The organism is Coleofasciculus chthonoplastes PCC 7420 (assembly GCF_000155555.1).
Taxonomy (GTDB): domain Bacteria; phylum Cyanobacteriota; class Cyanobacteriia; order Cyanobacteriales; family Coleofasciculaceae; genus Coleofasciculus; species Coleofasciculus chthonoplastes_A.
Genome location: NZ_DS989843.1, coordinates 340479 through 364932, shown reverse-complemented (window position 1 = coordinate 364932; position 24454 = coordinate 340479). Strand labels below are relative to the sequence as shown.

19 protein-coding genes and 1 pseudogene are annotated in these 24454 nt (G+C 45.5%); 6 read left to right on the top strand and 14 right to left on the bottom strand.

Annotation, left to right across the window (positions count from 1 at the left end; translation table 11 throughout):
- Positions 1–41: 41 nt before the first annotated feature.
- From MC7420_RS05415 to MC7420_RS05385, 7 genes are all read right to left on the bottom strand, one after another.
- Positions 42–785, bottom strand: a complete 744-nt coding sequence (locus MC7420_RS05415; RefSeq protein ID WP_006099099.1) for a hypothetical protein — start codon at positions 783–785, stop codon at positions 42–44.
- Between the two features lie 14 nt (positions 786–799).
- The gene (locus MC7420_RS05410) at positions 800–3013 is read right to left on the bottom strand and encodes an iron uptake porin (protein ID WP_006099055.1); all 2214 of its coding nucleotides are present in this window, start codon (positions 3011–3013) and stop codon (positions 800–802) included.
- 74 nt (positions 3014–3087) lie between these two features.
- A complete protein-coding gene (locus MC7420_RS05405) occupies positions 3088–4059 on the bottom strand; it encodes a S1 family peptidase (protein WP_006099080.1) in 972 nt (323 codons plus the stop codon).
- A 19-nt stretch (positions 4060–4078) separates the two neighbouring features.
- On the bottom strand, positions 4079–5086 hold the full coding sequence (locus tag MC7420_RS05400; protein ID WP_157453047.1) for a S1 family peptidase: 1008 nt from the start codon (positions 5084–5086) through the stop codon (positions 4079–4081).
- Positions 5087–5198: 112 nt separating this feature from the next.
- Complete coding sequence (locus MC7420_RS05395) at positions 5199–5870, bottom strand: COP23 domain-containing protein (protein ID WP_006098886.1); 672 nt, start codon at positions 5868–5870, stop codon at positions 5199–5201.
- Between the two features lie 51 nt (positions 5871–5921).
- A complete protein-coding gene (locus MC7420_RS34895; RefSeq protein WP_083798921.1) occupies positions 5922–7694 on the bottom strand; it encodes a serine/threonine-protein kinase in 1773 nt (590 codons plus the stop codon).
- A gap of 73 nt (positions 7695–7767) precedes the next feature.
- A complete protein-coding gene (locus MC7420_RS05385; RefSeq protein ID WP_006098961.1) occupies positions 7768–8673 on the bottom strand; it encodes a vWA domain-containing protein in 906 nt (301 codons plus the stop codon).
- A gap of 232 nt (positions 8674–8905) precedes the next feature.
- On the opposite strand from MC7420_RS05385, the gene MC7420_RS05380 reads away from it, so the two are divergent.
- Entirely contained in the window at positions 8906–9151 is a 246-nt protein-coding gene (locus tag MC7420_RS05380; protein WP_006098937.1) for a UPF0175 family protein, read from the top strand.
- A gap of 53 nt (positions 9152–9204) precedes the next feature.
- On the opposite strand, the gene MC7420_RS05375 is transcribed toward MC7420_RS05380, so the two are convergent.
- The 4 genes from MC7420_RS05375 to MC7420_RS05360 form a co-directional block, all read right to left on the bottom strand.
- Entirely contained in the window at positions 9205–10836 is a 1632-nt protein-coding gene (locus MC7420_RS05375; protein WP_006098787.1) for an ABC transporter substrate-binding protein, read from the bottom strand.
- Positions 10837–10913: 77 nt separating this feature from the next.
- On the bottom strand, positions 10914–11540 hold the full coding sequence (locus MC7420_RS05370) for a hypothetical protein (protein ID WP_006098980.1): 627 nt from the start codon (positions 11538–11540) through the stop codon (positions 10914–10916).
- 190 nt (positions 11541–11730) lie between these two features.
- Entirely contained in the window at positions 11731–12873 is a 1143-nt protein-coding gene (gene ribD, locus MC7420_RS05365; protein WP_006098965.1) for a bifunctional diaminohydroxyphosphoribosylaminopyrimidine deaminase/5-amino-6-(5-phosphoribosylamino)uracil reductase RibD, read from the bottom strand.
- A gap of 80 nt (positions 12874–12953) precedes the next feature.
- Positions 12954–13973, bottom strand: a complete 1020-nt coding sequence (locus MC7420_RS05360) for an aldo/keto reductase (protein ID WP_044205332.1) — start codon at positions 13971–13973, stop codon at positions 12954–12956.
- 418 nt (positions 13974–14391) lie between these two features.
- Here MC7420_RS05360 and MC7420_RS44025 point away from each other — a divergent pair.
- Positions 14392–14780: pseudogene (locus MC7420_RS44025) on the top strand (IS607 family transposase).
- Positions 14777–16267 (top strand): hypothetical protein, encoded by a 1491-nt coding sequence (locus tag MC7420_RS05350; RefSeq protein WP_006098997.1) that lies wholly within the window; start codon positions 14777–14779, stop codon positions 16265–16267. The pseudogene MC7420_RS44025 and the gene MC7420_RS05350 overlap by 4 nt, the downstream one beginning before the upstream one ends.
- Before the next feature lie 252 nt (positions 16268–16519).
- Here the strand turns inward: MC7420_RS05350 and MC7420_RS05345 are convergent, their stop codons facing one another.
- Positions 16520–17413 (bottom strand): succinate--CoA ligase subunit alpha, encoded by an 894-nt coding sequence (locus MC7420_RS05345; protein ID WP_044205180.1) that lies wholly within the window; start codon positions 17411–17413, stop codon positions 16520–16522.
- Positions 17414–17668: 255 nt separating this feature from the next.
- A complete protein-coding gene (locus tag MC7420_RS05340) occupies positions 17669–18922 on the bottom strand; it encodes an ATP-grasp domain-containing protein (protein WP_006099117.1) in 1254 nt (417 codons plus the stop codon).
- 319 nt (positions 18923–19241) lie between these two features.
- On the opposite strand from MC7420_RS05340, the gene MC7420_RS05335 reads away from it, so the two are divergent.
- The 3 genes from MC7420_RS05335 (at position 19242) to lysS (ending at position 23061) form a co-directional block, all read left to right on the top strand.
- Positions 19242–19937, top strand: coding sequence for a rhomboid family intramembrane serine protease (locus MC7420_RS05335; protein WP_006098870.1), 696 nt, complete (start codon positions 19242–19244; stop codon positions 19935–19937).
- A 348-nt stretch (positions 19938–20285) separates the two neighbouring features.
- Positions 20286–21017, top strand: a complete 732-nt coding sequence (locus MC7420_RS05330) for a rhomboid family intramembrane serine protease (RefSeq protein WP_006098942.1) — start codon at positions 20286–20288, stop codon at positions 21015–21017.
- A gap of 883 nt (positions 21018–21900) precedes the next feature.
- A complete protein-coding gene (gene lysS, locus MC7420_RS05325) occupies positions 21901–23061 on the top strand; it encodes a homocitrate synthase (protein WP_006098930.1) in 1161 nt (386 codons plus the stop codon).
- Here the strand turns inward: lysS and MC7420_RS05320 are convergent.
- On the bottom strand, positions 23024–24265 hold the full coding sequence (locus tag MC7420_RS05320; RefSeq protein WP_006099136.1) for an AbrB family transcriptional regulator: 1242 nt from the start codon (positions 24263–24265) through the stop codon (positions 23024–23026). The two genes, lysS and MC7420_RS05320, sit on opposite strands and share 38 nt — an antisense overlap.
- Between the last annotated feature and the right edge of the window lie 189 nt (positions 24266–24454).

The following is a 24454-nucleotide window of genomic DNA, read 5'->3' as shown; positions in this document are numbered from 1 at the left end:
TACGCTGCCTAAATCGGTTTCTATAATTGACGGATTCGGTTTTATCGATCTGTTGGTAAACCGATGGAAAGGCTTGCGGGTGCGGATAGGGGTTCGTTGTCGTCACTATCAGCAAAGCCGTCGATATTGGTTACAGGGAGTTGAATCAGGATGGAGTTATTGGGATTATTGGGATCGGTAACGAGGAGTACGCCACTGACGCGATCGCCTTTACTGCTGAATCCGGCATTGTAATCGGCGGGGACATTGTTAAAGTTGAGAGTTTGTCCGTTGTTGAGGGTAATTGAACCGGTAACGGTGAGTGTCCCTAAACCGGGATCGGAGCTTTGGTTTGTGTTTGTTAACATTAAGGTTCCGGCTGAGGGACTACTAAAATCGGTGTTGAGGAAGTTCTCGGAATCTTCATCTCGACTGAACACGGTGAGTGTACCGGGGATATCTGTGACTAGGGGAACAGATAAGGCGTCGGAAGTGAACCCAGAGACTTTGGCGGGATCAGGAAAAACATTTTGTTCGCCATCTAATGCAGAACGCAGGAAATCACCAAATCCAAATCGGGGTTTTCTCTCCTGTTCAAAAAATGTGGGTCGCATTCTTCGGGCGGCTTCGATATCGGCGCTGTTGGTTTCAGTTGCTTCTGGGTTGGTTACCTCGGGTGAGGATTCATCGGGTACATCTTGAGCCTTGACGGGCGAGACAAGGGTTGGTGAAAGCCAAAGGCAAAGGAATATGATGAATCCAATAACGGTTGGATTTTGATGCCTAACGTTGTGTACAGGTTGCATAAAAGTCTCCTCATTTAGAACCGAAACGTTGTCCGCAATGTGCCAATAACAATATCATTGTTATCCGCAAAGTTACCAGGGTTGGTGACGAGAAAGACACCGGGGGTGATGAAAATATTATCGTTCACCTTAAACCGATAGAAGGCTTCAATATGAAAGGATTCGGCATTTTCCCGTAATCCACTAGACACGCTGAAATTTTCCAGGTCAACGAGTTTAGGGGGTTGACCAAACATGACTCCGAGTAAGCTTCCTTCCTGGAATAGATCGGCAAGCCCTAAGCCAAACATATAGTTGGTACTGACGGCAAAAGCATCCGTTTTCGCGGCATAAGTGCCAACAATTCCGCCCCAGGTGGAAAACGTCACTTGAGGCGCTAATCGCCATTGTAACGTCCCACTGACGGCATAAATATTAGAACGTTGGTTAATAAACCCAGACGCATCCGCGATCGCACTTCCGGTAAAGGTGTTTAAACGTCCATCGGGTGAGTAACCATAGACGAATGTCAAACCGGTTAAGAGGTTGTCATCGGGTAACAGTAGAAATTGAAGTCCTGCGGTGTGAGCATCTTCACCCAGCAGAAACCCATCATCAGGATTATTGCCATTATTGGCACCATAGGCAAGTTGTAAGCGAGCGTTATTCCCAATTAACCAATCCATCCCAACGCCAGCGTCTAAGTTGCCAATTTTAAAGATGGGATTGGCTTCACCGAAGCGAGAAATTGCCCCGCGCCCTGCATCAAAGAAGGGAGAGTTAGCGGTTAAGACACTATTCAAGCTAAATCCTACGGGTCTGACTGTAAAGACAGTACGATTGTTGAACGCGGCGAAGCGATATTCCAACATGGATAGTTGGATATCATTATCGGTATTTTCTTGGAAGGAGAGTAATGCGGTGTTTGTATTCAAAATATTGGGATTACCGAACCCAAACCCAGTAAAGTTACCCGTTGATAACTCCATCCTCAGCCGATCAAACCCGGAAAAGGTAGAGACAAGTTGCAGGCGGGTGAGGTGATTGAAGCTGGTATTTGCATCGCCAGTACCAGGAGGATCTCCACCAAAGCCGATCGAGGGTGCAATGATGACTTCACCACCAAATTTAACCACGGGGAAATAAGAGCCAGAACCGGTAAATTGCTGGGCTTCTAATTGAGTGGTTCGCCCATCTAAACTGTCAATCCGATTGCGTAAGTCGGCGAGTTCCGTGGCAAATTCGGCTTGTAGCCGTTGCAACATTACTAAGTCATCTTGACTCGCCATGTTTGTTAGGTTGGGGTTGGATTGTTGCTCAAGTTGTTGCAAACAAGCATTTAACCCCGCCGCAAATTCATAGCGACTGAGAGATTGGTTACCGCGAAATGTGGCGTCAGGATATCCAGTGATACAGCCATAGCGTTCAATGAGCGATCGCAAGGCTTCATAAGCCCAATCACTCGGTTTTACGTCTCGCAGTTGGGAAACATTGGTGACTTGAGCCATTGTATCGTTATCGGAATTAACGATATCCAGGGATTCTGTTGCGATCGCGGGTGAGTTCATCTGTTCACTTCCTTGATCACCCCCTGAAGAGAATTCTGGGGATAAAGTTTCCACAACAACACTATTGACATTTCGCGTTTCTTGAGGTAGTGCTTGGGAAACGGTTGGGGAGGTTGGCGACGGGGGAACGACTAAGGGAACAGATTCCGGTGCGATCGCGGGTGAGTTTATCTGTTCACTTCCTTGATCACCCCCTGAAGAGAATTCTGGGGGCAGAGTTTCGACGACAACACTATTGACATTTCGCGTTTCTTGAAGTGTTTGTTGGGGATTTGTTGGGGTTGTCGGCGATGGTGGTGTTACTAAGGGATTCGTTTCTAATTCCCCAGCCGGAACCAAACTAGCTAACTCTGGAGCAAAGTCTCTCAAAAGTCGCTCTAATCCCGCTCGATTTTGCTGAATCCTCAAATCATTGGGGTTCGAGTTCAACTGTTGCTCAATCGATAATCGACAATCGTTCAAGACAGCAGCAAATTCCTGACGAGTCAAGGCTTGGTTACCCATAAACGCTGGATTCCCCGTGACACAGCCAGAATAATCAACCAGCGATCGCAGGGCTGTATACGCCCAGGTATCGGGTTGCACATTGGACGACGGGTTCACTGGAACCGCACTAGCAATTTGGGCAGTTGTCGCCAGTAATACTAACGATAGACTCCATGCCTCATACCTGTTCTTCATAATTACTCCTCACACTGAAAGAAAAACCCTGATAAACGTTAAAACTTACTCAATCGATACTCTCCACCCTTCCCTCAAATTCCCTCATCACAAAAATCCTCCCCTAGCATTAAACCCCAACAGGTTCCTGATGGTTGATCCCTGGAGGCACTGGGAATAAAATCCACGGTAAAATCTTGATAAATATTCTGAATGACATCGGCTTTTTGTTTATTGTCTTGTCCTGTTGCAATCACCACTGGATCAACAGGATCTGAATTGAAATTGAGGCTAAGGTTTGCCGCTTCTGCTGCGGTAATAAAATGTATCGTTTGCATCCCACAACTATGATTCATACTCATTTGCGGATCGATACAATATTCATTATTCTGTGCCCGCCCCCGCCCATGAATACCGACTAACCACCCATCTTGATCAAAAACAGGTCCTCCACTCATTCCTCGGCGAGTTTCATTGGAATAAAGTAAGCTGTACTGTCCGTTTACTGAAGGATTGGGGGTAATGAAACTTAGGACGCCTGCTCTTAACCAACGCACCCGGTAAGCACTCTTATCTTCTGGATCGGGCCACCCCGAAATAAATAACTCTTCTCCTGAGTTAAGTCGCTGTGCATTTCTAACAGAAGCCTGGTAATAGGTATGATTACTTTCAAACTGGATAACCGCTAAATCTAAACCATTAATCTGTTTACCTCGATTTTGTTCTGAACCCAAAGGGTGAATCGCTGAAGTATCGACAAAATGCACGTTACCATCCCAGGTACGGATACCGTACACCACATCTTGGGTGCGAACCACATGGAGTGCCGTTAACACAGAATATCGATTGCCCTGTTTGGCGATAATCACGCCAGAACCCGTATTCCACTCCCGTCGATTTTCCACATCTCCTTTTTGCAAGCCTTGACCAATAACAACGGTTGTCTGAGACGCCAGAGCATCGATTTCTGTTGGTGTTAACGCCAAAGCGACAGCATTAGAGAGTGCGATCGCGACGGTGGTTATTGTACCTAAACTCAAAGTCGATACGCCGATTGAGACATTCATAATTCTCACTTGAAATCGATTATCGAGAAACTGACTCTAATCCGGTCGAGTGACGGTTCACAATTTGCAGAAAACTCTCACTAGGAATCCCCCAACTCAACGCTTCCATTTGCTCAAACAATTCCGGTGAAGGTTGAGTGCCATCGGTAAAACTATAGGCATTGATTCCCCCTAATATATACTTGTGTCGTCCATTAATTCCCACGAGTTCCCCCTGCTGATTTAAAACGGGTCCACCACTCATGCCATCTTTAACGTCATTGGTATAACCAAGTTTGTAACCGTTGAGTAGGGGTTGTTCGGGCAACATACTCACCTGTCCCGTAGTTAAAGCAAATGCTCTTAATCCCCAACTATATGTTGATTCCACATAGTTAGCATTTTCGGGAAAATAATAATTCGGGAAACCAGCAGAATATACTCTCTCGTTAAGGGAGAGTTCCCGTGAGTTTCCGATTAGGGCTACGGGGTAAGTCTGATCCGTTTTAAACTCTACCAAAGCAATATCTAAATTTTCCCCATCAGCCCCATTCCGATGATGTCGCCATTGCCCTGAATGAGTTCTTCCATCTGACGTTAAAACAGTATAGTTAGGATTACGTCCTTGATTAACGATATGTTCATTAGTCAAAACCGTATAAACATCGCCATGACGCCCAATAATCACCCCTGAACCACTACTTGTCTCCAGTAAAATTCGCACAGTGATATCCCTAGCGATTTCTGGAACGGATAAATTTTCGGTTACGTGACTGGGGGGGTAATGATTGGTAATCTTATGATTTTTTTGTGCCTCTATAGAACGTTGATTAAACAACCAAGTCTCTTGTGTAGAAAGGTTGCTTGTTTGCTGTTCTCCGAGGAATAAACCGGATTTCTGAGGATACTGTATAGGCTCCCTAGCCATTACAGAATTTGTGCGGTTTATTGTCTCACTCTGGCTCCCAGAGACTAGGGGTAAAGGGTTAGCACGGGTATTGATCAACAACAGTCCCAAAAACAACAACGTCAATTGGATAAAATTCACGGTAATTAAGACCTCACATCGAGGTTTTTCGTCCAAAATGGGGTCTTTCTGGTCTAATTTAGTTTTGCCTAATTTCCACTCACAAGATTAATCCCGAAAGACCCCCACATAATCAAATAGGACCCCCACCCCCACTGGGTTGATTTCCAGGAACAGGCTGTGGAGTCACCGGAGGTGGGACAGGCTGCAACGGTGTCGAGGGACTGGTTGTCGCTTCTGGAGCCGTTCCCACCGCCGCATCAACTAATTGTCCTAAGTTGACGTAAAGTTGTCCACCAGATTCTTGAATCGAAGTCCCACTCGCTCCCCCTGTCTGGATATAGGCAAGTAAATCACCAAGCACTGCACCTGGATTGCGGGAATTTTGACCACTAAGGGTTAGCAAGACATTGCTTGCGTTGCAGCCTCCTCCCACACCATTAACGTAACAAATCACGCCTTGACCATTGACTCGACCAACAGTCAACCACAAGTTGCTGAGTCTACCACCATTATTAGTAACAACAATATTCAGACGATTGGTGACCGACTTACAGCGAACTTCGGGTGTGTAGGTTGAACCGAGTTGATTTCTCCATAAAAGAATGGGACTTCCCAGCTTCTCACCCTTTGCTGTTACCACAAACGTTGCCCAGGGGGAACCACTGGGGTGATTCAAAAGCTGATGACATTCAAAGCTAGTACCAGCAGGCGCCGCTAAACTTTTGGGTGCAGCGAGTAATAGGGGAACTTGAGTCGCCACTATACTAGCGACGAGTAGGTTGGCAATTGATCGATTTTTCATAATTGATTATCTCCTCATATAGTTTGTTTTGAACGGAGCATTTTTTGCCCGTTAAATAGGTTCAAAACCCGATGGGTGATTCTGGTCATTCCCTGGTGATACAGGTAGATGCGGTGGTTGAAACTGAGCAATTTTATCCTGAATCTCTTGGCGATTTTCCTGGTATTGGCTTTGTCGCTGTGTCACCCTCTCAGCCACAAAAACATTCGCGGGAATTCCATCAAGTATTCCCAATGCCTTGTTCCACCTCTGCTCGACCTGCCGCCAGTCATTCAGGCTCGTAGCTACCTGAGTTTGCTCTGTTGCTTCTCTGGCAAGCCGTTGTGCCTGATCCAACTGTTTCTGAGCCTGTTGTTCCTGGTCTAATCTCTGCTTCATCGAGTTCAAGTGGTACTGGTAGTCCTCTAAACGCCGCTTGGCTTTGGCAGAAACGTTGGCAGAAGCAGGAATTTCTTCGAGTTGAGTGACAGCTTTGTCCAACTGTTCATAGACATCGTATAACTCGTCAAAACTTTGAGGCTTTTTTTTGATGGCTTCATCAGCCAATTTTGTGCCATCAGTAAGTTGTTGTTCAGCCTGTTGTTCTCTGAGTAAACGCTCCTGTATCTTGTTTAAACGCGCTTCGTAGACGGTTAAACGCTGTTCGACTTTTGGATAAATCTTGACATCTGTCGGAATTTGCTTCAGTTGATCTACCACCTTGTTCAAGTTGTCTTGAGCTTGTTGTAAATCGTTAAGATTTTTAAAGTCTTGAGCCTGAAGAATTGCTGCTTCAGCTTCTCCAATGGCTTGGTTATAGACTTGTTCAAACTCCCGGTCTTTGGCACAGTTATCGAGAGCTTGGCACAACGGGGCAATATGTGGAACTTGACTGTAAACTAAGCCACCACCAACAAATACAAAAACAAAGATACTCAGGGTAAGACCAATAGGACGTAGCGGTAGTTTTGGCTTCGGGTTTGATGGTTGAAAACTTGAGGTTTGAGGTAACCAACTCACTTGGGTTTGACAGAGTTTATTCTCAACTTCACGGGCTAATTGATAGCGGTCTTGCGGTTTCTCTGCTAGCATTTTATCAAGTATCTCAGCCAAGGGATCTCTAACCTGTGTATACTGTCTCCAGTGCCATTTCAGGGAATAGCTATCAAACAACTCCTCTGGATTTTTGCCCGTGAGTAGGACAATAGCCGTAACCGCTAAAGAATAGAGATCACTACTCGGATAACATTTTCCTGTCCGCAGTTCAGGTGCCGAGTAACCCACTTTAGTGACAACCGTGGCGTGACTATTGACACTAGCACAGTTAGCTCTTAACCCAGCCTCAACCTTTTTCACCACCCCAAAATCAACCAGCTTCGGCTTGGAGTCATCATCGGATACTATGATATTGTCCGGTGAAATATCCCGGTGTATGAAGCCTTGGTCGTGAATATGTTGCAATACAGGCAGCATATCCCTCAACCATTGGATAATTTCATCTTGAGAAAACCTTTGACCCTCTTGGCGTAGTTGAGCGTAAGTCTTTCCCTTAACATATTCTTGTACCAAGAACGATCGCCCATTTTCCTCAACCGAGCCAAAGTACCGAGGAATCTGAGGATGAGAGAGTGTCTTTAAAGCCTGCGCTTCTCGCTCAAAGAGTTGACGATACTTGGGCTGATCGTTTGGACTGTTGTTACTTGGGGCAAACTCCTTGAGGACACATAGCTGGTGGGACTGTTCGTCATCCGCCAAGTAGACACGTCCACAACCTCCCTGACCAAGAGATTGCTTAATCCTATAGCGGTTATTGATCACAGTTCCCGTTACCATGTCTCCTGCCATGTTCACGATGGAAAATCCTTATGGTTAAAAAATACAGCAAGTTTTAGGCTAAGGAGTGCATTTGACTAATTTGTTAACATAGTGAAATAAAAGGTAATCCTTTCGCTAAGTGCCAAATAATTAACAGGGTAGCAACTGTCCAGAAGAAAGCATTGCCTAACGCTAATTGACCCGCGAGATTCATGGGCAGTTTTAGCCATCCTTGGAAAATCCAGCGATCTAAGGGGAGGATGAGTAACCACATCAGAGAAATCCAAGCCGCACCCAGCCAAAAAATGACCCAGCGTCGATTACTGTTAAAATTCCTAAAGAATTGATTCGTAAAAACAGTTTCTAAATTAGTGACTTGACCAGAGTGATAGATCCCACCTGTAGTAGCCGCAGCATTGCGTAAATCAGGCGCGTCTCCACCCACGACAACAGCGTTAATCTTCACCCGACGGGCGGCGGCGGCTTGAATCACCTCAGCATCAACGTCAGCTTCCCCATCGGTGACTAAGAGTAATTCCCGGCAATGATCCTGAATTGGACTTAAGGCGTCTGTTCCTTCCTGAATCGCTAAATTCAAATCCGTTGTACCCGGTACAATTCGCTGAATCAGGTTAGGATTTTGCAACGCCTGGTTCAATTCAGCACTTACCTGTTGACTATCGGTTTGAAAGGAATCGGTCAGAGGTAAAACAACTCCCGCAAAACCAAAGACCTGAATTTGATTAGGAACTCTTAACAGTTGAGCATTTTGGTCAAGATAAGACTCAACAGCGATAACTTCCTGATACATCACCGTACCCGGTTGGTTAAACTGGGAGGGTTCAGAGAAGGTACTGCTACTTAAATCTAACGCGATCGCGACGGCTACCGATGGTCTACCCAGTCCGAGTAAGGCAAACAATACAGCCGCGACTAAACATATACCCAAACAGATTAGGGGAATTTGGAACAGGGGATACAACCAAAGACGGCGACGATAACGAAGCACCAGAAATCCTATAGAATTTTAAATCAGTGTTTTATCCTGTATTATAAGGCTTCCCTGGTTTTGGTAATTCGCACAATTGGCTAGAAACGTGAAGCCGGAACGTCTCATTCTCCATTAAGCAAAGGGCGACCCGAGTCAATTGAGTGGATTGGTGATATTCATTTGTGCAAGCGGGTCGCCCCTACAGGGGAATTATAGGTGTTGATTATTTATATGGATGCGAGGTATAACCATGAGCGTTACCATTCCCGATGAAATCGTTAAAGCCTCACGACTCTCAGAAGCAGAGTTGATTCAAGAAATTGTGCTGATGCTTTTCCAGCAAAAAAAAATCAGCATCGGCAAAGCCAGTCGGTTACTGGGGATGAATCTAATCCAGTTCCAGCATTTGATTGCCAGTCGGGATATCTGTGTTCACTACGATGTTGCGGATTTCAGAGAAGATCTGAAAACAATTAATGCGTTGTATCCACAATGATTGTCGTTAGCAACACTTCACCCATCAGTAACTTAGCCGCTCTGGGGATTTATTTACTGAACGGGATCAAACTGATACCGCGAACCCGTCGGACCCGCAGAACCAGGAACGGCTTTAACCAGAGGAATTTGATTAAACAGATTAAAGTCTTGTGCTGTCCCAGAAATCGGAATCCCTTGATTTAGCTGCTGGTAAACTCCGGTTCGACTAGGATTTTGACTCAATGCTGTAGCTAAAGCATCCGTGGCATCATAAGCTGTGGTGGTACGCCAGCTAATTCTACCTCGCCAAATCTGGGCGGCTTCTTGGGCAAAGGCATTGTCGGGTTGCCAACTCCAAGGAACAGCCAGTACCATTCCCGCGATCGCATCACCGCCTTCAATTAAAATGGTTGGGTTATAAAGTTCATCTCCCCCAATTAAACCTAACGGGTTTTCAGTTTGAGCCGCATTTGCCTGAGCGAGTGCGATCGCGGTATCTACTTTATTCTTACTTAAGGCTAAAAATGCCATTGTTGCACCCGCTTGAGTGGCACTCTGAATTTCCCCAGCGGGGTCAATATTCGGATTAGCAGTAATATCAACCGTTTTCACCACCTTACCGTTACCTTGAGACAAGGCGGCGGTAAACTGAGTGCTTAGGGCTTGGCTATAGGGACTATCGGAATTGTAGAATACCACTACTGATGCCGGAGAAGATTGTTTAGTGGCATAATTTGCCAAGGTTTCACCTACTTGTTGTAGATAGGTAGCGAGTAATTCTTGGTCTTGTTGAGTCAGAGAAATAGTTTTTAAGATAGACTGACCTGTCGCGTCAGATGTCACATTGGTACTCACGGGTGAAATTACGGCTAACCCAGCTTTTTCATATTGTGCGATCGCTTGTCGGGTTCCGGCATCTACTCCATGTCCAATCACGCCTAAAACCGGGGGAAATTTAATTAAATCCTCTGCCAAAGAAACAGTTTTTCCCATGCCATCATCATTGACAATTATGACCTCCAATAAGCGATTGGCTGGCGTTGGAGAGGCGTTAAATTCCGCCTGTGCTGATGCGACACCCCTCAACACTTCTTTGGCTTCATTCTCACTTGCCGTAATCGGAACTACAACCGCCATCGTCAATGGATTACCGACTTGCCTAGCTTTGGCATTATTGAAATAGAGTTTACTTTCTGGATCATTCGGGTCAGCATTCGTCGCTTGTTGATATTGTGCGATCGCCTGATCCCAATCTTGTTGAGCAAATGCAGCCGCGCCAGCTTGTTTGGCAGATGTTGTATCCAGTAATATCTTTTCACCCTGACTAATCAGTGACGCATTACGTGGACTGGCGGTATCACTGAGTAAAGCGGTAGAGTTCTGGGGTGAGGGTGACGTCGGCGTCGGCGTTCCATTGTCGGTGACAGGTTGCGTCTGATTGTCCCTTGTCGCCAGATACCAACTCATACCACCACCCAACAGAACGAAGAGTGCGATCGCGACTAGAATGGGCAGGGAAAATCGTGGTATCTTAACACCCTTACCCGACATGACCGTTTTTTTCTGCATCGCCTCTCTAGGCAAGCCACATACTGAGCAATCTGGACCATAATTTTCTTGGGGAGCATGGGAACCTGTACCAACATAAGACTGATCATTATTTTTCGGTTCACCATCGCAGCTCCATTTCCCTTGTGAACTCACCTTGCCCACTCTCCTAGCCTTAGTCACGCTTTGTCTACTATTCTAGATGCTTCAAATATCCAATTTTGACTTTTCACTTAAGGCGCGGGTGGGAAATCTTGGGCTGGTATATCTTTGTAAGGAGACGGGGGTGAAGCCTCTGGAGAGTCGTGTAGCAGGTTTGAAACGAGGCTATAACTCAGATAGGCAGGGAAAGCGATCGCGATCAGTACGGCGACTAGACCCAACCCGCTTCGGGCAGTCCATGATGACCCATAATAACAACGGTAGGGATCAAAGGGTAGCTGCTGGGGATCAATGATATTCCGTAACGCAATCAGTCGCTTAAATCGAACGCGCCGATCATCGAGTTTTTCTAATAGAATCCAACCTGCCAGTGCTTCTTCTTCACACAATTGTTGAAATACAGCCGGTTTATGAAATAAGTCTCGGTGCGATCGCACAATTTTGAATTCCCAGCCAACCAGTTGCGGGTCTACTGAAGGTTGTTCTGGATGGCTCATACGGTCAATCGTGCCGTTAGCTTGTCGCTGCTGTAATAACGCTGAGTCTTCTTTTGCCTCAAAACCCATCACAATCTCCTCTTCCTCCTCCTGATAATGATGACTCCCGATCATCTGTCGCCAGCGCAGCCATGTACTGACAACCACTGATTGCCAACCCAGATTGCCGACTAACACGCTGAAAATGGTCACTTCAAGCATTTTTTAGTCATTCGTCATTCGTCATTTGTCATTTGTTATACTCGCTTCTCTCCAAGCCAGCACTGAGTCAGGGCGGGTTTAGCGGCATTTGGGTGGCAAGAAACGATAATCGTGAAACCCGTTCTTACAATCTGTAACACTTAAACCTCTTTTTCGGTTATTCATAATTCATAATTCATCATTTATAAATTCATGACACATAACCTTCCACAACATAATCTGATCCAAGCTGACGCCAACTGACTTGTTCAAGCGTCAGGGCGTCTGTCATCCTTGCTAGTCCTAAATCCCCAACAGGTGAGGGCGCTGTTATACCACCGACAATTTTCGGAGCAATAAATGCCAGTACTTTTTGGACTGTGCCATCCGCGATCGCTCTGGCTGCCAAAGTGCCACCACATTCCCATAACACCGTCGAAAGCTGTCGGTCGTACAGATACGCCATTGCCTTGGCGGGTGTCAGAGGCGTCATTTCAATCACTTCTACTCCCTTGTTCACTAGCTGGTGCTGTAAATCCGGATTGGCTCCGATCTCGGTCAAAACTAACGTGGGAGCATCAGCGGTTTCCCATAAACGGGCATCGATGGGCAAGTCTAGGGTGCGACTCATCACCACTCGCAACGGATTGTGGGTATCGGTATCGTGACTGGTGAGATGAGGGTTATCCAGACGCACAGTATTACCGCCTACAATAACAGCATCACAAGCCGTCCGCAGTTGATGTACATACCGCCGCGCCTCTTGACCCGTCACCCAAGCACTGTGACCACTGGCGGTGGCAATTTTGCCGTCTAGTGTCATGGCATATTTCAACATTCCCCAAGGACGCTTGTGCAGGATGCGATGAATAAAGGCTTCATTAAGCTGGCGACAAGCCTCCGTTTCCACACCCACGACAACCTCAATCCCAGCCTTTTTGAGCCGCTCAATCCCACCACCTGCCACGAGAGGATTGGGATCAACCATACCGACGACAACCTTAGCGACTCCTGCGGCAATTAAGGCTTCTGTGCAGGGGGGTGTTCGTCCATAGTGATTACAAGGCTCTAGGTTGACATAAATAGTCGCTCCCTGAGACTTGTCACCCGCTTGACGGAGAGCAAAAATTTCTGCGTGGGGTTGACCTGCGCCTGGATGAAATCCCTCTCCCACCATCGCTCCATCCCGGACAATGACAGCACCCACTAAAGGATTAGGGCTAGTTCGTCCGAGAGCACGGCGGGCTAGTTCGATGCACCGTTGCATCATCGTGCGATCAAATGGCGTCCAATGAGAAGACGCCGATGACACCGATTGAGCATCAGGTTGGGCGTCAACGGGAGAGTGTTCCATCGGTCTGCTGTTTTTCTGGTTATTCTTGAGTTTAGAATATACTCCCCCCGGATCAGGGATTCAGGACTGTCTTTTCTGGCTTATCGTCGATATTCGTCGCCACAATCGCCGATGATTTGATACAAATCATAAGACTTGACTAATACGGCTTCAATCTTCTCCTTATCCTTAGCATCAAGAGTCATGGTAAATACTCTGGCATTATCGTCTATATGTTCCGATATGCCTAACCTCGCCCCAACAATCACACCAGCTACGGCTGGCTGATCGAGGATATACCGCACGGCTACGTTGGGGATACTCACGTTATGGCGAGTGGCTATGTCCTGGAGTACGGTGAGCAATTCTTGAAATAAACTCCATCCGCCCCACCCATTGATCATGTTCTTGTATTTTCTCAAGCTAGCCGTAGACAGTTCTGCCCCACCCGGTTCAGGTTGTCCTAAGTACTTTTCTGATAACAAGCCACCGCAGACTGTGCCATAGGTGAAAAGTTTAATGTCATGGTCTTGACAAAATGGTGCCATGTTGACTTGAGGACGGCGGTCAATCAGGGAATACTGGACTTGATTGGAGAGGATATTGATATCGGCGTCGATGATAATTTTTAGGTGTTCGGTATCAAAGTTGGTTAACGCCAGGTGCTTAATTTTCCCTGACCTTTGCAGTTGTGCCATCTGCTTGAGGGCGTCCAGATAGTTGCGATCGCGGTAGTCCCACCAGTGGAATTGCAGCAAGTCCAGGCAATCCATTCCCATCCGTTGGCGAGAGCGATCGATATTTTTCTCCACCCATTGTCGAGTCATCCGACCTGGGCGGGGTACCCATTTGGTAAAGGCTTGGATGTTCGCTAACGCCTCCTCACCACGAATCGCCACCAGTTGACGCCTAAATTCGCCAATAAAATCTTCCGCCGGTCCGTAATGATCGGCGAGATCCCAGGTGGTAAAGCCAGCATCTAGATAATCAAACATACTGGGGATGGCTTTTTTGGGATCAATGCGTCCATGAGCGCCAGATATTTGCCATAAGCCATTTAGGATGCGACAGATGTTCAAATCTGGGGTCAATTGCAATCGGCTGGATTCAGGTAAAGTCATGGTAAGTAGGTTGGGACAATTATAGTTAACGGCTCTGATCGTCATTCGTCATTCGTCATACTCGCTATCGCGAGAAGCAAGCTACGTCATTCGTCAGGGTTTAAGGTCTATTTGCAGAAATTAATCGTGTTGGGTTTATTTCCACCAGCCTACTTAATTGGATGGATGACCGTTTAGTTGAGGGGTCTCACCCCTATTTACGTTGCCGAGTTGACCAATTAATCTTGAAGAAGAGAAAAAAAAAGAGCCTACGATTGGCTCTCTCGATTATCAGGGTGCATCTACGTAACACAGTATAGCATTTTGGGGGTGAGGGGTGTCACCCCCCTATTTAAATTCAGTTGGGGTTAACTAACAGTCCGTAAATATCTAGACAATCATTGACATAACTAGACATTTTTTATGATATAATACAGGAATGTCTAGTTTAACTCCCCAAGAAGCAGCTACTCTACTAGGTGTGACGGTCTTGCACGTTGCATCGATGGGAACTCAACGGCTCTCATACGATCTTCTCGGACGGCTGGTGGTCATCGTCGATACGATATTGCTGACTTAATTGGTAATAAATCGGGTAACGCATTAACCGTTGGTTATGCTAGAGTATCTAGTCATGACCAAAAAGACGATCTAAATAGACAGGTTTTAGTATTGGAAAGCTACTGTGCCAAACAGGGATGGGAATTTGAGATTATTCAAGATCTCGGTAGTGGCATGAACTACAAAAAGAAAGGACTGTATGGAAGTCGAAGCCATAAGAACAAAAAAATAGTGACCGAACTGAGGGAGGTAGCCAAAAAGCTATGACGACGATAACTTATTGCAAGGGCCTGCCAACTCCCGCCGATGAACTTAACCCCATCGGTTTCACCGACTTGGAGATGTTTTTAACGTCATTGTCCGATATATTCTATCAAGCAACAGTTGAAACCGTTAACCATTTATTAAATAAAGAAATAAAATTTAATCAATCCAGTTGGAATAGTCTTATGCAAGAGAAATACGGAATCAGTAAGCGTTATGCTAACGGAGTAATTGCATTAGCTAAAGGAAAAACTGCCTCAGCTACATATTGTAGAAAAAGACAGATAAAGCAATTAAAATCACGAGTTCAGTCAGGGAAAGATTGGGTAGCCAGAGCCACAAAGAAAATTAATTTAGCTCGGAAGTTCTATGGAAAAAAGAACTGGCAATCCTCCAAAAATGGCTGCAATTTTCCCTTATCATCAAACCTCAAGACGAGAAAAACTAACTGGCATCATTTGCGTCAAGGTTTGCATCAGAAAAAGCGATATATCCACCGACTTCAAAATCAAATTAAACATCTGAAATCGGCAAAAATTAGAGTGAAGGTATCCAGAGGGTCAGTATTTATTGTTGGTTCAAAGGATGAAAGTTATGGGAATCAAACTTGTCAATGGGCTGGGGATACTATCAAGTTGAGAGTCCCCGGTTGTCTGGAAGCAAAATTTGGGAAATATGTCACATCAAAAATTGGCAGCTTCTCCCGTCAGATTAATAGATTACCCAATAGTGGTGCCAAAACATGGCACTTCTATAGAAAGGATGATCGCTGGGTGGTCGCTGTTCAATTCACGCCCGCCGCGGTGGAGAAAGTTAGTAGAGAAATTAAGTATGGTGCCCTGGGTATCGATCTAAATCCTAGTTCTATCGGTTGGGCTTATGTTGATGGTCAAGGAAATTTAAAAGCTCAGGGAACTATTCCTTTTCAGTCAGGTTTACCCACAGGTAAACAAGATGCTCAAATTGTAGATGTTTGTTTAAAGTTGGCAGCTTTAGCCAGGAGCTTTTCTTGCCCTATTCTGTGCGAAAGCTTAGATTTTTCGACAAAAAAAGCTCAACTACGAGAGCGTGGAAAAAAATATGCTCGAATGCTTTCTGCCTGGGCATACAGTCGTTTTTATCAAATTTTGTCATCGATTTTATCCAACCGAGGAATAGCTATAAAGTTATGCAATCCAGCTTACACGAGTTTGATTGGATTGGTTAAATATAGTCGGATGTATGGACTATCATCTGATGTGGCGGCTGCCCTAGCAATTGCCAGAAGAGGCATGAATTTGAGTGAGAGATTGCCGCGCTCTGTGTCCGCCTATCTCGGAGTGAATCCGAGAAAGCACGTATGGAGCGCTCTATATCAATTTAATAATTTTATTGGTCGATGCCCTGTAGTCAATCGTAGACACGATTACTATAGTGTCTCTAACTGGGAGCCATTGGTTAAGGTTGATATCGAGCGACAATGCCGGGTATCAGCCAAGCGTAAGCGTTAACGGTTATCGACCAAAAGTTACACCGTGGACTTATACCAAGGCAGAATTACTGATGGGTAGGTTTGTCTAGGTTTTTAGAAGCGGCAGCATCCAGACAAATAAAAAAGGAGAGCCCTAAAATTAGGCGACTCTCCCGATCATCAGGGTGCATCTACATAACACAGTATAGCACTGTGGGGGTGGGGGGTGTCACCCCCTATTTGATTTTTTTTCGCTGAAGTTCTGTTCCCTGTTGCCCGTTCCCCGTTCCCTTTAATGGTATTTGAGCGCCTTTTTCACCAAGTCAGGAATTTTGGAAGGATACTCAGCTACAGGTATATTTGTCTGTTTGAACGCCGCCACCTTATGTTGAGCCGTTGTTGTATTCGCGATCGGTCCTGATAACTGAGCCGCGATAATGGCACTGGTATCCCCGACTTGTTTGTCTTCAGGGGTATATTGTCCCGCAACATAAGCAATAACGGGTTTCTCTATGGCTTGGGCAATAAACTCTGCGGTTTCATCTTCACTATCGCCCCCCGTCTGATCCACTAAGACAATCGCTTCTGTCCGTTTATCTTGGGCTAAAATCTCCAGCCACTGACGAAATGACGAGGCGATAATGGCTTCACTACCGAGATTCACGGCGATGGACTGTCCAAGTTTAGCTTGGGTTAACGCCAAAGCCACTTCATAAGTGAGAGTACTGACCCGGCTAATCACACCAATTGTACCGGGCGTATAAAATTCACACTCCTGAGTCCCCAGTAACAGTTTTCCTGGCACAATAATCCCAGAACTACTCGGTCCCACAATCAGGGTTTCCCTGGCTTGGGCTTTGGCTAGCAAGTGAATCATATCTAGAGGTGGAATACCACCCGTCACCAGAATAATGGGTGATAATCCAGCATCAATTGCTTCTAACGCTGCATCCAAGGCGCTGTAGGATTCGGCAAAAATAACCGTGGCGTCGCAATATCCAACTTCGGATAACGCCTCTTCTACCAGGTCAAAGACGGGAATCCCATGCAACGTCTGTCCTCCCTGACCTGCACTAACCCCAGCCACTAGATTTGTGCCATACGCTTTCATGCGGGCGGCATAATAGGAACCGATGGGTTGGGTGATGCCCTGAACCAGGATTTTCATGTCTGGTGTGAATTTCATAGGCGTTGGATGCAGCAATGTAGTAGATGCGATCAACAATATCAGTAAAGGTTTGGCGCAAGGGGTTAACTATAGGATACCGATAAGTACTGGTTATTCGTCTTATGTCATTCGTCACACTCACTTCTCTCCTAGCAAGCTAAGTCTTATGTTGCACAACGATCGCATTCCCAATTCAGTCAGGGTGGGTTGAGTCACATCGGGGCGGAAAAAAACGATAATAGTGAAACCCGCCCCTACACACTCACAACTCTTTCAACTTGCCAGAGAAATCGCTTGTGCCACTGCCTGATCCAAGTTACCCATCCAGTGTACAGGGAGTGCCGCTAAACGGTCTTGGATAGTGTCTATTTTGCCGTTGGCTAAGCGAATGACTAGGTGAGGTAACTCTGTCCTAGATAAAGATTTCGGAGTGAGATGGCGGCGGCGACGATTGGGTGAGTCACGGGAGTGCAATTTTCCTGTCGTTGGTGTTTTGGCGGGATCTACTGCACTGACTCCGGAGTTATTTTCATCTTTCGATAGTAGATAACTGGCAATTACCTCAGCCACGGCTTCACTAGCTGCTTCGTTGCTCAAAATATTCACTAAGACAACTTGGATATTTTGAGTATCTGTCAATTGCTGCAAGGCATTTTGTAACTGTTGGACGGGAGAGGCTGCGGACGGTACATCCCAACTGGCATAACCGTCTACAATTAAACAGCTTGCTGGCTTACCTTTGGCTTTGTACACTAAATCCAATGTGGCGGCAGCAAGACAAGGACTATTACACAGAATACCAATATTTCCTTGACTATCCGTCCATTGCAGATCCGTTGGTTGGTCGGCGGGTTGGGGGGTGTGGGTGAGGCTTGATGCCAGGTTTGCCAACTCGGATTGGCGTCCTAAAGCGTGATCATTGACAGCAATTTTGCCATCTAGCGCCATGACTTCATGGTTAGCACTGACGCCAAGGGGATTAATCTCCACTAAATCCAGGTCTTTTTGGATCAGAAGTTGATACATTTTCTGGACAATATCGCTGACTGATTCGATCAGATCACCTTGCAGTCCCATTTTGAAGGCTAGACGTCGGGCGTAAAAGGGAGAGAAGTCTTCCTCTACAACGACTCGCTGCATCTGTGCCATGACGTTTTCTACATGGATACCACCTTGGCATGAACCCAACAAAACGGGGCGTCTTAAGGTGTAGTCGAGGATAACCGCTAGATAGAATTCTTGCTCAGCATCATAATGGGATTCCGCTAGCAGCACGTTGGGATACTTGCCGAGAATGGATAGATTAAAAATAGCCCGTGCGGTGGCGATCGCGTCAATCGTATTTTCCACTGTCCGGATACCACCCGCTCTACCCCGCCCACCTTTGGGGACTTGGGATTTGAGAACCACGGGATAGGGAATGTCTAACTGCTTGAGATCTCTGGGATGGTCGATGCATTGAGAGGGCAAGACGGGAATGCCGATCTCGCGGAATAAGGCTTTGGCTTGGTACTCTAGTAAGTCCATGAATTTAGATGTTCAGCTAAGGGTGTCTTCTTAAAGGGTAAGAACTCTTAGCCTTTAACGTTACAAAAACCTGACTATAACAGCCACTCATTCACCCTGATGGTTGCTCAATCTGCCGGACGGGATTGAGATTGCCAATTAATATGATAAAGTGTTCTTATCAGTTTTGCTCAACTAATCCTCCTGTAGGGTATCGTAGGAATGGGCAGTCGGGCATCGCCGCTGAAAAGGTAATTGGTATAATATTTGACTATACTTTTACCAACTATAATTTTACTCAAATACTGTCTTTGAGATTCCATAATTCATAATTCATACTGTGTTCCCCATTAGTGATGATAATCCGACGCGCATTACTCCTTATGTAACCTACGCGCTCATTGCTGCAAATATTGCGGTTTTTATCCATCAATTACTTTTAACACCACCCCAGCTTAATGCATTTTTCCACCTGTATGCGGTTGTACCCAAAGAGTTAAGCGCTAGCTTTGAGGGAATTCCGGTCAATCAACCCGTGCCCGAATGGTTTACCTTGATCAGTTCTCAGTTTCTCCATGGGGGATTTTTGCATATTGGCGGCAATATGTTGTTTTTATGGATTTTTGGCAACAACATTGAAGAGCGCCTGGGTCATATTAAGTACTTCATCTTTTACATTGCTTGTGGTATACTTGCCGCTCTGTCTCAGTGGTTTTTCTCCATGGAATCCGGGATTCCATCCCTAGGAGCGAGTGGTGCGATCGCGGGCGTGATGGGTGCTTATATTCTCAGGTTTCCTAGGGCTCAAATCAATACCTTAATCTTTTTAGGGTATTTCGTCACCACCATTCGATTACCTGCTGTTTTATACTTAGGATTATGGTTTGTGCAACAAGCGTTTAGTAGCGTGGCGAGTGTCAGCGTGCAAACGGATGTGGGAACGGAAACTGGGGGAATCGCTTACTGGGCTCATGCTGGCGGTTTTGTGTTCGGAGCCATCCTGGGTCCTTTATTTGGATTATTGTCTGAAGATTAATTGATAAGCTGTTCGGCATTTAAACCTTAATGTCAATAAGGGTGAAAGCCTTGTAGTGCGTTAAGCGAAGCCATGCCGCAGGCTTTGCATCTTGCTCGCTACTAATACCCAATTTAAATGCATAACAGCTTATTTGTCATTCGTCATACTCGCGCTCAACGAGCAATCAAGCTACGTCATACTCAAGGGAGCGCCAAACCAGTTACACCATACTCGCGCTCAACGAGCAAGCAAGCTAAATCTTACCTAAAGGTTTAAGGACTATTTCCATAAGTTGATATAATTAGGTTTGTATCCATCAACCGACTTAAATAATTAGTTGTTGATTTGTCAGGGAGAAAGAGGCTTATGGTTCCATTACGGGATGAAAATCCAATCAAAATTACACCATACATCACTTATACGTTAATTGCAATTAATGTCTTAGTTTTTATTTTTGAGCTAACATTAAATTCTCAACAACTGGATGTATTTTTCCATCTATTTGCTGTTGTTCCGAAAGAACTGACAGCGAGTTTCAACGGCATTACCGTGCATCAGCCGATACCTGAACCGCTGACGTTAATCACAGCGCAATTCCTTCATGCGGGGTTTACCCATGTGGGATTTAATATGTTATTTCTCTGGATTTTTGGCAATAATATTGAAGAAGAACTGGGTCGGTTCAAGTTTCTGATATTTTATCTAACCTGTGGCGTATTAGCCAGTTTAACCCAGTGGTTTTTCTCCGCCCAATCGGGGATTCCGTCTCTGGGTGCCAGTGGTGCGATCGCGGGCGTGATGGGTGCTTATATTCTTAAGTTTCCCAATGCTAAAGTGGTTACATTAATTCCCCTAGGCTTCTTTTTTACTACGCTAAGATTACCATCTGTCTTCTTCCTCGGATTTTGGTTCTTACAGCAAGCTTTTAATGGATTAGCCATGTTAGAAGCCCCAGCAAATGTGGGGATGGAAAATGGAGGTATCGCTTACTGGGCGCACGCTGGCGGGTTTGTCTTTGGTGCTGTCCTCGGTCCTTTGTTAGGATTATTTTCTGATGATACAAAATCATCATTTGGGGATTCCCAAAATCTTTCTTGAACGTTGAAATAAGTAAGATTAAATACAAGGGTCATGATTGAGTCGGTCAAAGACGTGTTTTGTTCACTTCCAGAATCCGTCAAGGCAATAATCTACCTAGGTATTCCTCTATTTGACAGCGCCCACAATTTTTACTGGATTTATATTGGATTCAGTTTAATTATACTCTTAGGAGTATACCGAATCTCTCATCCCAATCCGGTCAATTTTTCTTGGCGAGATTTACTGAGTTACTGTTTACCCGCCTCTATATTACACTCACAAATCGGCAATCTTAGACTATCAGTGTTATTTCATTAATGGACTGATAAAAATCATTATCAGTCTAACGCTTCTGATTAGTGTAACGGAAATAGTAGCGAATTCCGGGAAAATGAAAGAGAGTTAGTCGCTGAATTAAGCCCTCAACTAAAGTTGGGGCTAAAAGCTTAAACCCGTTTAAACGGGTTGAATGATTTACCCGGTAAGCGTGTTACCGAGCGAAGCCGAAGTAAGCCGAAGTAAGCCGAAGTAAGTCTAGGTAAGTCTAGGTAAGTCTAGGTGTTCCCTAATCTCAACCGTTAATTTTAATTGTGTCCACCTACTTAGCCGAGTACCCGATCTGAGAATAAGCATATTGTAGTTATTTATACTCTATTAATTGTTAAATTCAGATAGATTTTTGTGGGATAGTACAGGTTGAAAAGATTTATAAAATCAGTAGTTTAAGAGATAATCCGTCCTGGAGACCTCCGATACTATATAGTAATCCTCCGCAAGGTTGTGGCGATTTTCAAAACTGAAACCCTTGCTGTACTGGGGTTTCAATCCGTTCACTAGAGTAATCCTATTTAGGATTGCTATATGGAAGTGATAAGTTACCACAAAGAAAAGGACAACATCAATGTCACTGAGTCAATTTTCAATTATAGAAACGACACTACGGGAAGGAGAACAATTTTGTGGGGCTAACTTTTCATCACAGGATAGAGTAGAAATAGCTAGGGCGCTGGACCAGTTCGGAGTTGAATATATTGAAGTCACCTCTCCTTGTGCTTCACCTCAATCCCGTCAAGATTGTCAGCATCTGGCTCAATTGGGTTTGTACGCCAAAGTGATGACCCATATTCGCTGTCATTTAGAGGATGCAAAAGTAGCACTCGATACAGGCGTTAACGGAATTAATCTGTTCTTTGGCACCTCCAGTTTTCTGCGCCAGTTTGGTCATGGAAAGAGTATAAGTCAAATTGTTGATCGGGCAACGGAAGTCATTACCTTTATCCATGATCAAAGTCCGGAAACAGAGTTACGCTTTTCTACAGAAGATTCCTTTCGCAGTTTGCTTCCGGATTTACTCCAGGTTTATTGTGCTATCGATAAACTCGGCATGGTGAATCGTTTCGGTTTAGCGGATACCGTTGGTGTCGCCACTCCCAATCAAGTCTTTAATTTAGTCCAGACACTGCGCCAACATACAAATACCGATATTGAATTCCATGGTCATAATGACACAGGTTGTGCGATCGCGAATAGCTACGCCGCCCTAGAAGCAGGTGCAACTCATATCGATACCACCGTCTTGGGAATTGGGGAACGGAATGGGATCACACCTTTGGCTGGACTCATCGCCCGTCTCTACACTATTAACCCGGAACAATTGCAGTGGAAATATCGCCTACCCCAACTTCTATCACTGCATCAACTGGTCGCCGATAAAGTGGGTATGGCAATTCCAGCTAACCACTATATTATCGGTTCAGCCGCCTTTAACCATAAGGCAGGGGTTCATGCTAAAGCCATGTTAAATAATCCCCAGACTTATGAAGCCATTGATCCCAGTGATTTTGGACTATCCCGTTCCTTTTTAATTAATCATAAATTAACAGGTCGTCATGCGATCGCCAATCGCGCCAGTCAACTGGGATTAGACTTCGACCCCTTCCAAATTCAGGCAATCACTCAAACCATTAAAGCCTTGGCTGACCAACAACCACTGACGCTAGAGACGGTCGATGAAATATTGCGTTCTACTTTCCCGATGCAACAGAGTCACAATTCGGCTTAAGGGTTGATTGTTCTTGGGTGATCACAGGTTCGATGCTATAGGTTTGTTCATTCGCCGCTTTGGTACGCTTAACCAACAACGCCACTAACCATGGTGCAAGCATCAGGATACTTAACATCCGAGTTAATTGCATGGCTAATACCAATCCGGTGTCACCGCCTAACTGCATAACGGTAGCCACCATTGCCTCAGTTCCTCCCGGCGTGAATCCTAAAATAGCCGTTGCCATATCCACATCGGTGACGCAATGAAAGCCATAGCCAATCCCTAAACAGATGATAATTAACCCCGTGACTAATCCGATTTCAATTAAGACAGCTTTGCCTAGTTTGCGGGCGGTTTGCCAGTCAAACTGTACCCCAACCGATAATCCAATCAGTAATAGTCCACCTGCGAATAAAGGTTGAGGCATTTGTACTTGATTTGGCAATGCCCAAAATGCGGCTAATCCTACCAGAAAGGGACCGAAAAATCCAGGGGAAGGTAGACGGAATCGCTTTCCTGCCCAAATTCCCAGGATACCGCACCCAGCGAGAATTAAAAGACTCAACGCTAGGGGTAAGGTGGTCAAGGTGCTGGCTGGGGTGACAGTGGCGGTGGCTAACGTATCGGGGTTGGCGGGAACCAGCAGGATAGCGGCGCTAGGCATGATTAACACAACCAGCAAAACTCGGATATATTGAAGTAGAGCAACCGCGATCGCATCCGCTCCCATTTCTTCACTCATGACCACAATGCTGGAGGCTGCACCGGGTATAAATCCAAGTAAACTGGTGGTGCGATCAATCCCAGCCCAACGACTTAAGAGATATCCATTAAATAGACTCAGACTCCCGGTAAGCAAAACACAGAGTAATAAAGGTACGGCGTAGGTTGTTGCTACACTAATGGTTTCTGGAGAAAAGCGAGTGGCTGTCACTAAACCGACAACAATTTGTCCGATGAGTTTAAAACTTGAAGGTAAAGGTTGGCGGCGTCCTAAGCTGATAGCATAGCCAATTCCTACCAACATCGGACCCAGTAGCCAACCGACGGGGACATGCAGCCAGTTAAAGAGTAAGCCGACGCCAATTGCGGTGATGATCTGCTGTGTAATTCTTTTGGTTTGGGGCAAATTGTCAACGAGTTTCTCTCTCCAACGGGAAAGACGGTCTTGATTGGGTATCGAGGGGGATTCCGGTAATGAGGAGAGTTGCCAAACCACAGAGATTAATAAATAGAGTATAAAAAACTTAACAATTCTATTCTATCATTTGTATCGATGAGGGTGTGGGGTATGGAGGGTGGGGTATTTACGGTAGAGTGTTGGGTTTTGGGTGTCGAGAGTGGGGTGTAGGTTGGGTAGAGCGTAAGCGAAACCCAACAGGTTCATGGGGTGACAAGCTAGCTGTAG

Bases quoted from the DNA above. Each gene is read 5' to 3' on its own strand.
- ribD (WP_006098965.1), bottom strand. From the start codon at position 12,873: ATGGAACACTCTCCCGTTGACGCCCAACCTGATGCTCAATCGGTGTCA.
- MC7420_RS05410 (WP_006099055.1), bottom strand. From the start codon at position 3,013: ATGAAGAACAGGTATGAGGCATGGAGTCTATCGTTAGTATTACTGGCG.
- MC7420_RS05405 (WP_006099080.1), bottom strand. From the start codon at position 4,059: ATGAATGTCTCAATCGGCGTATCGACTTTGAGTTTAGGTACAATAACC.
- MC7420_RS05360 (WP_044205332.1), bottom strand. From the start codon at position 13,973: ATGACTTTACCTGAATCCAGCCGATTGCAATTGACCCCAGATTTGAAC.
- MC7420_RS05340 (WP_006099117.1), bottom strand. From the start codon at position 18,922: ATGGACTTACTAGAGTACCAAGCCAAAGCCTTATTCCGCGAGATCGGC.
- MC7420_RS05395 (WP_006098886.1), bottom strand. From the start codon at position 5,870: ATGAAAAATCGATCAATTGCCAACCTACTCGTCGCTAGTATAGTGGCG.
- MC7420_RS05370 (WP_006098980.1), bottom strand. From the start codon at position 11,540: ATGCTTGAAGTGACCATTTTCAGCGTGTTAGTCGGCAATCTGGGTTGG.
- MC7420_RS34895 (WP_083798921.1), bottom strand. From the start codon at position 7,694: ATGGCAGGAGACATGGTAACGGGAACTGTGATCAATAACCGCTATAGG.
- MC7420_RS05415 (WP_006099099.1), bottom strand. From the start codon at position 785: ATGCAACCTGTACACAACGTTAGGCATCAAAATCCAACCGTTATTGGA.
- MC7420_RS05345 (WP_044205180.1), bottom strand. From the start codon at position 17,413: ATGAAATTCACACCAGACATGAAAATCCTGGTTCAGGGCATCACCCAA.
- MC7420_RS05330 (WP_006098942.1), top strand. From the start codon at position 20,286: ATGGTTCCATTACGGGATGAAAATCCAATCAAAATTACACCATACATC.
- MC7420_RS05350 (WP_006098997.1), top strand. From the start codon at position 14,777: ATGACGACGATAACTTATTGCAAGGGCCTGCCAACTCCCGCCGATGAA.
- lysS (WP_006098930.1), top strand. From the start codon at position 21,901: ATGTCACTGAGTCAATTTTCAATTATAGAAACGACACTACGGGAAGGA.
- MC7420_RS05380 (WP_006098937.1), top strand. From the start codon at position 8,906: ATGAGCGTTACCATTCCCGATGAAATCGTTAAAGCCTCACGACTCTCA.